The following is a 14,469-nucleotide window of genomic DNA, read 5'->3' as shown; positions in this document are numbered from 1 at the left end:
AATATTCGGTGAAAGACACTAAACAGAATATTTTGATAAGCTAGAAAGGCTTGTAAATCATTAAAAAAATAAGATATTCATAAATATACTCAAGATATAATGCAGTATGAGGTAAATATTAGTTCATAAAATTAAAGGAAATACTAGCTTATCGCGATTACAACGATGTGTATATTCAAGGTAAACCAAAAGGATTAAATAGAGCTCACTTTTTAGTGAAAGCGCAAGCATATATTTATAATCAACTACTTTGTCTACTACACCGTCAAAATAGCAGTTAAATTTAAAAAAGATTAGCTTATAACCAGCCTAAACTCATTAATAATTTCCACCATGCCATACCGATAGTTAGATGGATAATTAAACTACCAAAAGCAATGATCGCGCCAGTAATCCACCAAGATTTTATATCATTATAACCTGCACCGAATGCAATTGGACCTGGTCCGCCTCCGTAGTGAGTTACTGAACCACCATAAGAATTAGCAAAGACTAAGCCTAGAGCAAGCAATTCAGTAGGAGCGCCTGTTACATGTCCGACTGTTGCAAATACGGGTACCATTGCAGCTACATATGCACCGCCTGATGCGAATAAATAACGTACAGAGACACTTAAGGTAAGAATCACTATTAACGCCATCATACCATGTCCCTCAAACTGAAGTATGGTACTTAAGGTGTTTGCTAACCATTTGAAAAAGCCAGATTTTTCAAGCAAGCCAGACATACCGATGATACCACCATACCATACTAGGGTATTCCATGCGCCTTTGCTTTTTAGGATATCGTCCCAGGTCACAATACTTAATACAATACAAAGCACCATTACAATGATTGCAACAATGGTAGCATTGATATGAAGTGAATTAGAGAAAATCCAGCCGAATAATGCAATTACGAATAACACGCTGAGTGCTTTTTCACGAAAAGACATTGGACCTAATTCTTCTAAGCCTTTTTTCGCAATGGCTTTATTATCCACTTTTTTCAATTCTGGTGGAGATACCCAATAACAAATTAACGGAATTAAGAATAAGCAGAGTAAGCCGGGTACAGATGCAGCTAAGAACCATTTGATCCAAGTGGTTTCAAAACCAAGAATTGGTGCCATTAATGAAAGAGCTAAGGCATTAGGAGCCATTGCGGTTAAGAAAATATAAGAGGTAGTTTTAACCACCATATATACGTTCATCATCAAATAACGCCCTGCTTTTTTCGGGCTTTTTTCTGGATCTGAACCAAGAGCAACCACTACGCTATTAATGATTGGAAAGATAATCCCACCTGAACGCGCGGTGTTAGAGGGCGTTGCTGGCGAGAGTAAAAGATCTAAGAACATGGTAACATAGCCTAAGCGTAGGGTTGTGCTACCCATTGCGCCGATCATATGATAGGCGATACGTTTACCTAGACCTGTGATTACAAATGCTGAACTCAAAGTGAATGCGGTAAAAATAAGCCATGTTGTGCCAGATTTATAACCATCCAACATATTGCCGACTTTAACCAATTCTTTCGCCCCTTCAGTATTACCGATGATAACGCCAGAAACCGCAATTGCAGCCAATAAGATAACGGGCTCGCCATAAGGTTTAAGCACAAGCCCAACGATAGTGGCGATATAAACACCAAGTAATCGCCAAGCAATCAAAGAAAGCCCATCAGGAGCAGGTAGTAAGAAAGTGATCAATGGGATAGCCATTAAAATCACCAGTTTTGTATTTTTGGATAATGCCATATTAATTACCTCTAAATGATAAAAAGAAAATTGTTAGTGCTAATAAATCAGCACTACCGCCCGAACTTAAATTACGTTCAATGCAGGCGGTATCAAATTTCATTAATGCTTGTGTCAGTGCTGTTTTATCTGTCACAAGGTGTTGATCTGTAAGCAGATCCTGTGCTGTTTGCTGTATGAAATGTAATCCCGCTAAACCACCTCGATGAACCACGTTAGTGTCGGAGTTAATTGCCATTAAATTCAATAACAAAATCAGTAAACGATGTTCCCATTCTAACTGATGGTACTCATCAAATTGTGGCAACAACGTTTGAATGAGATTAAAACCATTTTCTGCTTCGCCACGGACACCTGTTAAGCCATATTTTTGGAATAAACGCACTCCAGCCGTACTAGGCAAGTGTTCAGGATAATTTTTCAGTTCATCCGTTAAACCTTGAGTAAATTGTGCAACAAGTGAACAGATTAATTTAACATCAAAATCTACCGCACTTTGAACCAAACTTTTTTGTGCCAATAATCGTCCAATTGCCGTACACACTAAACCAAAAGAAAAAATAGCACCTTTGTGGGTGTTTACGCCATCAGTAACTTTAAACATTGCTTTTTCTGCTAATAAACCTAAAGGACGAATTTCAGAGAGAATTTGATTTTCAGACAAATGCCCGGTCATCATGCCTTTGAGAACAAACTGCGTAAAAAAAGGTTTTAAACTAATCGCACTTTGCTCAAAAGTATGTAGGTTCATATCTTTGTGCGAACCGTTATTGATGGCATCCACTAAACCAGGTTTTGGCGATAAGCGAGCCTCTTGTATTAATGCCAGATAAACTTGTTCACCAATATGTTCTGCGAAATCATGCTTCTGTGCGAGAGATTGAATTTTATCTACAATCTCATCAATCTCGTGCTTGCGGGTTCTCGCACAGATTTTTGCATTTTCTCCGCACACTAAACAAGTTCTTGGAGAAAGATCAAAATCTGTACGACTCAGTAGATTGCCTTTAGCATTAAACACATCTAAATCCCACAAACGAGCAAGAGGAATACTTTCTTCCAATTCAATCATCAGCACTTTTAGCGTACGAGCATCTATCGGTACTACAAAATAGGCTTCATGCCCCGTTTCTAACGGACGGACTATTTCTTTTACTGCTGTGATGTTTAACTGAGTAAAAAGTGCGGTCAGATTTTCTAGAGCTTTTGTAAAAACATAATCCAACAAAGCATTTTTTTTTACGCCACCCACAGCAGTTAAAGTGATGCAAAGTAAGGTTTGTCCATATTGTGTTATAAGCTGTTGTTGTAAAATTGCACGTTCCTCTCGAGCATTAAGCAATGCTTCAAGTGAAATTTTTGAACCCTCTGTAGAGAATGTCGTAAAAAAATGCTGCAAAATTTGACCGCTCTTTTGTATAAAAATAAATTTTCTTAACTCTTTCCATTTATATGGTGCTGGTGAAAGCTGAAAGAGCTAATCGAGTCCCTTTCAACTCTTTGGGCTCCTTTCCTGATAATCATGGGAAGACAAGAGTTAATTTTGGCTATTGAAAGTAGATCGCTTGTAATGCTGATTCTAGTCTTTAACTTGATACACCGTATCAATCACCGAACCATCACGATAACGAACAACAGCCACAGGTTTATTAGTAAACTTAATTTCTTTTGGTTTACCAGTAATGCTGTAAGCACGTTCACAAAGTTGTTCAATAGTAAACAATGGAATGTCTGTTTTGCTTAAAGCTTCAATCAAATCTGGACGTTTAGGATTTACTGCTACACCATGATCGGTAACGAGAATATCGACGTTTTCACCAGGTGTTACACAGGTAATCACGTTTTCCACCACGGTTGGAATACGACCACGAACTAATGGTGCCACAATGATTGCTACTTGTGCAGAAGCTGCGGTATCACAATGACCACCAGATGCTCCGCGAATCACACCGTCAGAGCCAGTCAATACATTCACGTTAAATTTAGTGTCGATTTCTAAAGCAGAAAGAATCACCATATCTAAACGTTCAACAGATGCGCCTTTGGAACTGTAATTCGCATATTGGTTAGCGGAGACTTCAATATGATTTGGGTTACGGGCAAGTGATTCAGCTGCAACAGAATCAAAGCTTTGTACATCTAATAATTTTTTAATAAGACCAGCCTCATGTAATGCCACCATACTTGCAGTAATTCCGCCAAGTGCGAAATCTGCAGTGATATTTTCACGACGCATTTTTTCTTCTAGGAAGCGTGTAACAGCTAATGCTGCCCCCCCAGAACCAGTTTGTAATGAGAAGCCATCTTTAAAATAACCACTGGCAAAAATTACTTCTGCACATTTACGCGCAATGAGCAATTCGCGTGGATTGGTAGTCATTCGGGTTGCACCACCACCAATTTTTTTCGGGTCACCGACTGCTTCAACTTGCACGATTAAATCTACTTGATCTTGAGCTATGCTGATTGGGTGGTGCGGGTATTCAACAAATTCCTCTGTGAGCAACACAACTTTGTCAGCATATTCAGCATCGACACGCGCATAGCCTAGAGAGCCGCATTTACTTTTTCCAGTAAATCCATTGGCATTACCGAATGTGTCACAGCAAGGCACGCCTAAAAAAGCAACGTCAATTTTTAATTCGCCAGATTTTACTAAGTGAACACGTCCACCATGAGAATGAATATTTACAGGTTCATTCAATAAACCTCGAGAGATTTGCTCTGCAAGTTCACCGCGTAAACCAGAAGAATAGATTTTGGTGACCACGCCATTTTTGATATGTTCGACAATCGGGAAGTGGCTATCAATTAAAGATGAAGATGCAAGGGTCAGATTTTTGAAACCCATTTCGGCAATTTTATTCATCACCATATTCACCACAAAATCTCCGCCCCGAAAAGCATGATGAAATGAAACAGTCATACCATCTTTTAAGCCAGAGCGTTTAATCGCTTCTTCTAGAGAGGTACAAAGTTTGCGATCTTTCGCTGTACGAGAAAGGGATTCAGATTTAGGCACTGCTTGATAGACTGAGCGATCAGCGTGATATTTTTCAATACGTTGTTCTCTTGTTGTCATCTTTTTATCTCCCTTTACTCTTCACGAATACCTGATTTCGCACGTTCTAATACAAGTTTTGCGCGATCAATAATCGGTGCGTCAATCATTTTACCGTTTAACGAAACAACACCAGCCCCTTGTCGTTCAGCTTCTGCTGCCGCTTCAATAATGCGTTTTGCCTGCTCCACGTCTTTTTGTGTCGGTGCAAATAAGTTGTGTAACAATTCAATTTGGCGTGGGTTGATTAAGGATTTACCGTCAAAACCAAGCTGTTTAATTAATGCAGCCTCTTTTAAGAAGCCTTCTTCATTGTTCGCGTTAGAATATACGGTATCAAAAGCCTGAATGCCAGCCGCACGTGCCGCTTGTAAAATAGAACAACGAGCAAAAAGCAGTTCAATCCCCTCTGGTGAACGCTCGGTTTTTAAGTTACGTACGTAATCCTCTGCACCCAATGCGATACCAATTAAACGTTTAGAAGCGAAAGCGATTTGGTTGGCTTGAGTGATACCTAATGGCGATTCGATGGCGGCTAGCATTTTAGTCGAACCTGCTTCTCGACCGCAAGCTTTCTCAATCTCAGTAATGGCGTGATCCATATCCAACACATCTTGCGCGCTTTCAGTTTTTGGCATACGTACCACATCCACACCCGCACGCACTACCGAATTCAAATCCAATAAACCAAATTCAGAATCTAGCGGATTAACACGAACTACGGTCTCAATTTCTTTATAAAGCGGATGTTGAAGTGCATGAGCGACTAATAAACGAGCAGAATCTTTTTCTTTGAGAGCAACCGCATCTTCTAAGTCAAACATAATGGAATCTGGTTTATAAATAAAGCTATTACTTAACATGGCGGCATTTGAGCCCGGCACAAATAACATACTTCTTCTTAATTTCATAGCACAGCCTCCCAGTTAATCGTTTCATCAGTTGCACGCATTGCAGCAGCTTTTACTCGAGCTTGTAACACGCAATCTAACGCCCCTTTGTCTTCTACAATGACTTGCGCTGCTGTAATGCCTAGTTTTGCTAATACTTCACGAACTGTCGCTTCAATTTGTTCACCAAATTGTTTTGCTACTGAGCTATTGATTTCAATATCGAGTGAATCAAAAGGTTGAACCCGTACTTGAACATCACTGGATTCCAGTGTCCCTGCAACGGCTACTTTTGTTATTTTCATAGATTTTCCTTCCGTATATTGATGAATAAAAATGTATTTAAAAACGACCGCACTTTTGTAAATAATTTAACGTAGTCATAGGCACAAACTCTGCGAGTTGAGCCCAATTTTTTTCAGCCAAATGCTTTCGTACTGTAGAAGCAGAAATAATGTGGTTGCTTGCTGTTTTTCTAGGTATCTCGATAACATTTATTTTTGGTGCATTCATTTCGGCATCCATTAACCAATAATGCATTTGGCGATTATATTCGGCAGTGACGGGACAATTTAGCTCAGTACCAACAAAGCGATGTGTTATTCCCAAAGCTTGAGCAATATGTAAACGGAATAACTTCAGATCAATCTCAAAATAACTTTCATCTGTAATTAATTGATCTTTTAGGAAATAATTTGGAAATGTTGCACGAGAAATAATATAGTCAGAGCCAGAATGAAGAGTGATATTGGATAAATCGAAAATACCTTGTTGAATCATTTCAAATCGTTCAGTGTAAGAAAATTGCGATGCGTCTTCACCGACAATAAATAAATGCAGATGATCACATTGTTGTAATGCTTGCTCAATTAAATAACGATGACCTAAGGTAAATGGATTCGCGTTCATTACAATCGAGCCAATTCGATTACCATCCACACGCATTTTCTCCCATAATGAGCATTGTTTTTGTAAACGCGTAGCACTATTTTCTAACAATACTACATAAGGATTGGCATCAGAGATGATATAAAAACCACAAGATTTGAACAACGTTGCATATTCGGGTTTTGTATAAATAAAAAGGTGTGGGCGTTTTAGCGTGTAAGCTAAATCAACCAATTCAGTAATTAATTGCAAGGCAACACCGCTACCACGCAAAGACTCATCAATCGCAACACATTTTATGATATTGCCTGCTAAACCGCCACAGACAACGATTTGTTCGTTATCATTATAGCCAACAACAAAATACTCGATTTGTTCATCTAATTTAAGCGCATTTTGATGTAAAAATGTCTGAATGAGGGAAAGTTTTTTTTGTTCAGTAGAAATTCGCTCAAATTGCATCGACTCTCCAAAAAAGAAGAAAACATAACATCACTACCAAGTTAGTAGTATAGAGCTATTATAAGCGATGAGCAAATTACGATACAAGATAAGCTCATATTTTTCCCAACTTTATAATCTAATATTATCTTCACACTGCATTATACATTGAATAATTTATAGGCAATATTGGCGGTTATTCTGAGTTGTAAAAATAAACCGCACTTTTGTTGCAAGCAAAAAGTGCGGTTTAATTCAGCGCAGTTTTAAATTATTTCACTAATCCGCCACTGGCTTGTAAATCAGCGTGATAAGAAGAGCGAACAAATGGCCCACAAGCCGCATGTTCAAAGCCCATTTCATTGGCTTTATCACGGAATTCATCAAATTCAGTTGGCGGCACATAACGGGCAACAGGCAAATGATGGCGGCTAGGTTGAAGATATTGACCCAACGTGAGCATAGTCACACCGTTATCACGTAAATCTTGCATCACTTGCAAAATTTCCTCGTTGGTTTCGCCTAACCCAACCATTAAACCAGATTTGGTTGGGATATTTGGGAATATTTCTTTGAATTCACGCAATAATTTAAGTGACCATTCGTAATCCGCACCTGGACGAATTTCTTTATATAAGCGCGGTACGTTTTCTAAATTATGGTTAAAGACATCTGGCGGATTATCTTTTAATTTCTCTAAAGCCTGTGTAATACGACCACGAAAATCAGGCACTAAAATTTCAATCTTAATGTTAGGATTAAGCTCGCGCACAGCTTTTACACATTCAGAAAAATGACCCGCACCACGATCAGGTAAGTCATCACGATCCACCGATGTGATTACCACATATTTAAGTTTCATATCTTGAATCGTTTCTGCCAATTTTTGTGGCTCTTCAGGATCAGGCGGTAATGGTTTACCGTGAGCCACATCACAGAATGGGCAACGGCGCGTGCAAATTGCACCTAAAATCATAAAAGTGGCTGTGCCATGATTAAAACATTCGTGTAAATTTGGACAAGATGCTTCCTCACAAACAGAATGTAATCCGTGACGGCGCATTCCATTTTTAATGCTTTCAATTTTAGCTGAACTTGCTGGAAGTTTAATTTTCATCCATTCTGGTTTTTTTAATAACTCTTGATTAGGATCGATATTTTTTACGGGAATAATTGAGGTTTTTGCCGCATCGCGATATTTTACACCGCGTTCCATTTTGAAAGGCGTAGACATAGTATTTTCCTAAATAAAAATGCCCAAATTGGGCATTTAGTTTTTATAAAATGTTATAAAGTTGTTATATTATAGCCTAAAAGATCGGCGAAGTGTTTAATTAATTTTGCTGAAACATTATCGCAATCAGCTTCATCTTGATTAACAAAATCCGCTAACTGACACATTTCAAGCCCTGCATAACCACAAGGATTAATATAATGGAAAGGATTAAGATCCATATTAATATTTAATGCTAACCCGTGAAAAGAGCAACCACGACGAATACGTAATCCAAGAGAACAAATCTTTTTTCCATCCACATAAACACCTGGCGCATCAGGCTTTGGATAGCTTTCAATGCCATATTCAGCCAAAGTTTTCACCACCGTTTGTTCAAGTGCGGTAACTAATTGACGCACATTTAAGTTTTTATGGCGTTTAATGTCAATAAGCACATACATCACTTGCTGACCAGGTGCGTGATAGGTAATTTGCCCACCACGATCCGATTGCACCACAGGGATTTCACTACGTTGTAAAAGATGCTCTGGTTTACCTGCTTGCCCTTGTGTAAAAACAGGATAATGTTGTACTAACCAAATTTCGTCTTGCGTTTCAGCATTTCGAGTATCAGTAAAATCCTGCATTTTGTGCCAAATTTCTTGATAATCTTGCAATCCTAACTGACGAACGATAAGGGAATTGTTCATACTAAATAACCATTTTCACGCCTTCAACTTTAGCCAGTTCTTTATAGAGTGTTTCTACCTGATCAAAGTTTTCAGCAATAATATCAATTGAAACTGAATTATAAGTGCCTTTACTACTGCGCTTTTCTTTTGGAATATAATCGCCTTTAATATATTTTTGCACCACTTGTATAAGATCTTGTGCTAACCCTTCTCTATTAATTCCCGCAACTTTAAAAGTCATTTTTGCTGGAAATTCCATTAATTCCTTGAGTTTTGCATAATCGTTTTCTATTGTCATTTTCTTTCCTAAAAATAAAATAAATCAAAAAGTGCGGTCAATTTTCAACTTGTTTTTATGAGAATAACCCTTTCACAGTCAATACTAACCAATCCCATAGTTTACCAAAAATACCCGCTTCTCCCACATCATTCATCACTTGTAAATTGGCACTTGCAATATCCTTACCATCCAGTTGATAAACCACTTTACCAATCACTTGACCTTTTGCTAATGGTGCTTGTAAATTTTTATCTGCTAATTCATAACGAGCTTTAACCTCACTTTGTTTACCTTTAGGTATCGTAATAAAGTGATCCATGAAAGCACCAAGTTTTACTGAATTTTTATCGCCATAATAAACCCTTTGTTCTGAAATTTCTTTACCAGCCTCTAAAGTTTTAAATGTTTCGAAATTAGCAAAACCCCATTGTAAAAGTTTCTTACTTTCTACTTCACGACCTTTGTAAGTTGGCACACCCATTACTACAGAAATTAAACGCATATTGTTTGATGTAGTCGCTGAAGCGACTAAGTTATATCCTGCTTGGCTAGTATGCCCTGTCTTCATTCCATCAACATTGATGGTTTTATCCCATAATAGTCCATTACGGTTAGGTTGTTTGATTTTATTAAATGTAAAGTCTTTTTCGGAGTAAATTTTATATTCTTCAGGTAAATCACGAATAATATGTGCACCAATAATTGCCATATCACGCGCGGAAGAATATTGATTTGGATCGTCTAAACCATGGGGCGTGGTGAAATTTGTATTTTTCAAACCAAATTGTTGAACATATTTATTCATTGTTTCTACAAAGTTCGGTACATTGCCAGAAATATGTTCAGCTAATGCAACAGTCGCATCATTACCAGAAACAACAATCACACCTCGATTTAAGTCTGCTACAGATACTTGTGTATTTAAATCTAAAAACATTTTTGATGAATCAGGGAAATTACGCCCCCACGCACTTTCACCAATGGTAACCATATCGGTATTATGGATTTTGCCTTGTTTTAATGCGACACCAACTACATAACTTGTCATCATTTTAGTCAGTGATGCTGGATATTGACGTTGATCTGGATTAAGTGCGGTCAAAATTGCACCTGAATTATAATCCATCAATACATACGTTTGAGCCGTAATTTGTGGTGGAGTTACGCCAAACTGCATATCCTCTGCAGATACCGAAAAAGCACTAAGTGCCGCAAAACTTGATAAAAATGCGATTTTTGTTGTTCTTTTCAACATAGTGTGTTCCTACAATTAATTTTTATACGTATAAACAATTAATGGCTTATTATTTGCCATTTTTTGTAATTTAGTTCTCACTTGTGCCATTTTTGTTTTGTCATCAAAAGGCCCAATATAAATTTCATATTTATTTCCTGAGCGATTTACTTCAGTTTGAATATTCGCTAACGCAAGTTGCGTAATTAATTTATTTGCTTGGCTACGAGAGGTTAATTCAAGCATTTTCAAACAGTAAAATTCGGTTCCTTTTAGAGCATTTATTGACTTAGATGCGTTATCAAAAAGCGTGTTAGATTTTAATACTAAACGATCGGCAGCTTCCTGAGTTTTTGCTTGTTTAGCCAGTGTTTTTGTGGCTGCGCCTGATAAATTCCCATTTTTAGCAACGTGCAAGGCCTCAATTCTTACCTGCCCTATGCCGCGGGAAATTAAGCCAATTTCTTTTGCCGCAGCGTGTGAAAGATCAATTAAACGTTTATCACTAAAAGGCCCACGATCATTAATACGTACGATAACTTTACGATTGTTATGTAAATTTGTCACTAAAGCATAAGAATTTATTGGCAATGTTTTATGTGCTGCAGTAAATTGTTTTGAGTTATAAACATCGCCACTTGCTGTTTTGCGCCCATCAAATTTAAGATGATAATAACTTGCTAAACCTTCTTTAATATAAGATTTGGCTTCATTCCCACTTTTAGTGGTATAAGTTTGCCCTTTTACTGAATAAGTCCTTGGTGCAGGCATTTGAGTTGCGATAGAAAGATTATCCCCTCGAATACCATACATTTTTTGCGTATCAGCCTGCACAGGAAAAGCTACACTTATCATAAATAGCAAAAGTGCGGTCAAATTTAACCCAGTTTTTAATTTCATAAAATATTAACGCTTTTCATTTATTCTTTCTTTAAGAAAGAAAAAAATGAAATTAGCTCCTTTTCATAAATTGACTTTTATGCGTATGAATAGACATCAGTAAACCAAAACTTGCCATAATCGCAACATAAGAGGTACCACCATAACTAAATAAAGGTAATGGCACACCCACAACAGGCAAAATTCCGCTTACCATTCCAATATTCACAAATACATAAACAAAGAAAATTAATGTTGTTGCACCAGCAAGAATACGCCCAAAAGAAGTTTGAGCATTTACGGCAATCATTAAACCTCGCACAATAATAAACAAGTAAATCGCCATTAAAATCAAAAAACCAATCATTCCGTGCTCTTCACCCATTACCGCAAAAATAAAATCTGTATGAGGTTCGGGCAAAAATTCTAATTGTGATTGAGTCCCCTGCATCCAGCCTTTTCCGCTTAATCCACCAGAACCAATCGCAATCTTTGATTGTAAAATATGATAGCCAGCACCGAGAGGATCTTTTTCTGGGTCCAATAATGTGAGAACGCGAGTGCGTTGATAATCGTGCATTAGATATAACCACATGATCGGAATAAATCCAGCTAAGCCAATCACTGCCGCTAAAATAAGCCACCAGCTCATTCCTGCTAAAAACACGACAAATAAACCTGACGCACTGACCAAAATTGATGTGCCTAAATCAGGCTGAATCGCCACAAGCAATGTTGGCAGTAGAATCATTGCAATCGCTATAAATGTTTCACTTAATTTAGGTGGAAGCGGGCGATTACCTAAATACACCGCCACCATTAATGGCACAGCAAGTTTTACAATTTCAGAGGGTTGAAAACGAATAAATCCAAGATCAAGCCAACGCTGCGCACCTTTACTTGTCGTACCAATAACATCTACCAAGATCAATAACACAAAACCAATTAAATAAAGATAAGGTGCGATGCGTTGGTAAAATCTTGGTGGAAATTGAGCCATTAACAGCATAACAATAAATCCAAGTAAGACCTGAATAATTCGGCTATTAAACATCGTTTCACTGGCACCTGATGCACTATATAACACCAGCATACCATAAGCAGTTATTGCAAGAAGTCCGATAAACAGCCAAAAATCAATATGCAAACGTTGCCAAACACGCAACCAAAAAGGGATTTTATCTTCCATTTATTTGTTCGCTCTCTTGTGACAAATCTTTTTTTTGCTGAATAGGTTCATTATATTTTTCAACTTGTGGTAAACGCTGATTTAAATAGTAATCCATCACTTTACGTGCTAACGGTGCGGCATTACTTGAACCACCACCTGCATTTTCTAAAATCACTGTTACAACTAATTTAGGATTATCATAAGGGGCGTAAGCGGTAAACCAAGCGTGATCATGCAATTCTTTTTTTAAGCCTGCCGCATTATATTTTTCATTTTCCTTTAAACTAAACACTTGTGCAGTGCCAGATTTCCCTGCAACACGATAATTTGCATCTGCAAAGGCTTTTCGCCCAGTTCCATTTGCAGCATTAACAACATTGTACATACCGCGTTTCGCTGCCTCCCAAGCTGCCACTTTAGGTGTGTTAATATCAGGATAAAGTAACGGATCTTCATAAGGCTCTAATACTTCACCTTCAATTGCTTTCATCAAATGCGGTGTATTTACTTTGCCATTATTGACCAATATTGTCGTCGCTTTTGCTACTTGTAGTGGTGTTGCCGTCCAATAACCTTGACCAATCCCAACCGAAATCGTATCGCCTTGCACCCAAGGGCGTTTATAACGTTTTTGTTTCCATTCTCGAGTTGGTATATTGGCAGCCGTTTCTTCTTGAATTTCAATCCCCGTTGGCATACCAAAACCAAAATCCTTCATCCAATTAGAAAGGCGATCAATACCCATATTATAAGCCACTTGATAAAAATAAGTATCAGAGGATTCAGTAATAGCTTTATTCAAATCCGTATCCCCGTGACCTGTTTTTTTCCAATCACGAAAACGTTTTGTGGAATTAGGTAATACCCAATATCCCGGATCAAAAATCGTTGTGTTTGGTGTAATCACATTTTCAGTTTGAGCGGCTACTGCAATAAAAGGTTTGACTGTCGAAGCGGGCGGATACGCACCTTGTGTCGCACGACTATAAAGTGGACGAGCAAGATCATTTAATAAACGTTTATAATCTTCGGAGGAAATACCATCAACAAATAAATTATTATCATAACTTGGTGTAGATACCATCGCTAATACACTACTATCTTTCGGATCAAGCACAACTACAGCACCTTTTAGTCCCGATAAAAGTTCAGTAATATAACGCTGTAATGCCAAATCAATGGTTAAATGAATACTTTTTCCCGCCACAGCAGGTCGGCTACGCAAAGTGCGGATTACTTTGCCGCGATTATTAATTTCTACTTCTTCAAAACCCGTGGTACCTTGCAGAATATCCTCGTAATAACGTTCAATACCCAATTTTCCAATATCGTTCGTTCCCGCATAATTCGCGAATTTATCCTCTCGTTTCAAACGTTCTACATCTTTATCATTCATTTTACCTACATAGCCCAAAATATGCGCCATTGTTTCGCCATATAAATAATGGCGTTTGAAATAAGGACGTACCTCTAAGCTCGGGTATTGGTAGCCATTTACCGCAAAGCGTGAAATTTGTTCTTCTGTTAAATTCGGCTTTAATAAAATCGGTGTATAACGCGTTCCGCGGCGACGTTCCTTTTTAAAATTTTCAATATCGTTATCCGTCAATCCCACAATATAGCGTAATTCATCTAAAGTGCGGTCTAAATTTTCAGTTTTTTCTGGCACAATGTATAAACCAAAAAAAGTAAGATTTTCGGCTAATAATTTGCCGTAACGATCATAGATTAAGCCACGCGTTGGCGGTAAAGGTAATAATTTAATTCGGTTACCATTAGAACGCGTTTGGTAAGTATCGAAATTAACAATCTGTAGCCGATAAATATTGGTGAATAACACGCCTGTTAAGAGCAAAATCCCCAAAAAAGCCACTAACGTTCGACGTGCAAAAAGGTTACGCTCCGCTTTTTTATCGCGGAACGGTTCGTGCGTTGGTGTATTGAAGAATTTTTTTAAATTCATCTGACTAAAAATAAGG

Annotated in this window: 13 protein-coding genes; all 13 read right to left on the bottom strand. The window is 37.9% G+C overall.

What is annotated here, in order from left to right; translation table 11 throughout:
* Positions 1-298: 298 nt before the first annotated feature.
* The gene (locus K6J66_RS05300) at positions 299-1,738 is read right to left on the bottom strand and encodes an anion permease (RefSeq protein WP_005652640.1); all 1,440 of its coding nucleotides are present in this window, start codon (positions 1,736-1,738) and stop codon (positions 299-301) included.
* Between the two features lies 1 nt (position 1,739).
* Positions 1,740-3,137, bottom strand: coding sequence for a triphosphoribosyl-dephospho-CoA synthase CitG (gene citG, locus K6J66_RS05295; RefSeq protein ID WP_080281363.1), 1,398 nt, complete (start codon positions 3,135-3,137; stop codon positions 1,740-1,742).
* A 180-nt stretch (positions 3,138-3,317) separates the two neighbouring features.
* Positions 3,318-4,820 (bottom strand): citrate lyase subunit alpha, encoded by a 1,503-nt coding sequence (gene citF, locus K6J66_RS05290; protein WP_110442599.1) that lies wholly within the window; start codon positions 4,818-4,820, stop codon positions 3,318-3,320.
* A gap of 14 nt (positions 4,821-4,834) precedes the next feature.
* Complete coding sequence (gene citE / locus K6J66_RS05285) at positions 4,835-5,710, bottom strand: citrate (pro-3S)-lyase subunit beta (protein WP_005649868.1); 876 nt, start codon at positions 5,708-5,710, stop codon at positions 4,835-4,837.
* The gene (citD, locus tag K6J66_RS05280; RefSeq protein WP_005649866.1) at positions 5,707-5,994 is read right to left on the bottom strand and encodes a citrate lyase acyl carrier protein; all 288 of its coding nucleotides are present in this window, start codon (positions 5,992-5,994) and stop codon (positions 5,707-5,709) included. Before citD ends, citE begins: the two co-directional genes overlap by 4 nt.
* A 37-nt stretch (positions 5,995-6,031) precedes the next feature.
* Complete coding sequence (gene citC / locus K6J66_RS05275; protein WP_005668021.1) at positions 6,032-7,039, bottom strand: [citrate (pro-3S)-lyase] ligase; 1,008 nt, start codon at positions 7,037-7,039, stop codon at positions 6,032-6,034.
* Between the two features lie 250 nt (positions 7,040-7,289).
* Positions 7,290-8,252, bottom strand: a complete 963-nt coding sequence (gene lipA, locus K6J66_RS05270) for a lipoyl synthase (protein WP_011271785.1) — start codon at positions 8,250-8,252, stop codon at positions 7,290-7,292.
* A gap of 53 nt (positions 8,253-8,305) precedes the next feature.
* Positions 8,306-8,944 (bottom strand): lipoyl(octanoyl) transferase LipB, encoded by a 639-nt coding sequence (gene lipB / locus K6J66_RS05265; protein ID WP_005649858.1) that lies wholly within the window; start codon positions 8,942-8,944, stop codon positions 8,306-8,308.
* 1 nt (position 8,945) lies between these two features.
* Complete coding sequence (gene ybeD / locus K6J66_RS05260; RefSeq protein ID WP_005649857.1) at positions 8,946-9,224, bottom strand: DUF493 family protein YbeD; 279 nt, start codon at positions 9,222-9,224, stop codon at positions 8,946-8,948.
* A 55-nt stretch (positions 9,225-9,279) separates the two neighbouring features.
* Positions 9,280-10,461 (bottom strand): D-alanyl-D-alanine carboxypeptidase family protein, encoded by a 1,182-nt coding sequence (locus K6J66_RS05255; RefSeq protein WP_005691063.1) that lies wholly within the window; start codon positions 10,459-10,461, stop codon positions 9,280-9,282.
* A 15-nt stretch (positions 10,462-10,476) separates the two neighbouring features.
* The gene (locus tag K6J66_RS05250; protein ID WP_005691062.1) at positions 10,477-11,340 is read right to left on the bottom strand and encodes a septal ring lytic transglycosylase RlpA family protein; all 864 of its coding nucleotides are present in this window, start codon (positions 11,338-11,340) and stop codon (positions 10,477-10,479) included.
* Between the two features lie 52 nt (positions 11,341-11,392).
* Positions 11,393-12,508: a rod shape-determining protein RodA gene (rodA, locus tag K6J66_RS05245; protein ID WP_005649852.1), complete on the bottom strand. Its 1,116-nt coding sequence runs from the start codon at positions 12,506-12,508 to the stop codon at positions 11,393-11,395.
* On the bottom strand, positions 12,498-14,453 hold the full coding sequence (mrdA, locus tag K6J66_RS05240; RefSeq protein WP_038439616.1) for a penicillin-binding protein 2: 1,956 nt from the start codon (positions 14,451-14,453) through the stop codon (positions 12,498-12,500). Before mrdA ends, rodA begins: the two co-directional genes overlap by 11 nt.
* Between the last annotated feature and the right edge of the window lie 16 nt (positions 14,454-14,469).

It is taken from the genome of Haemophilus influenzae, assembly GCF_019703545.1.
In the GTDB taxonomy this organism is placed as follows: Bacteria; Pseudomonadota; Gammaproteobacteria; order Enterobacterales; family Pasteurellaceae; genus Haemophilus; species Haemophilus influenzae_E.
Note: the sequence above shows the minus strand (reverse complement) of the source record. Positions and strands in the feature narration are given on the sequence as shown.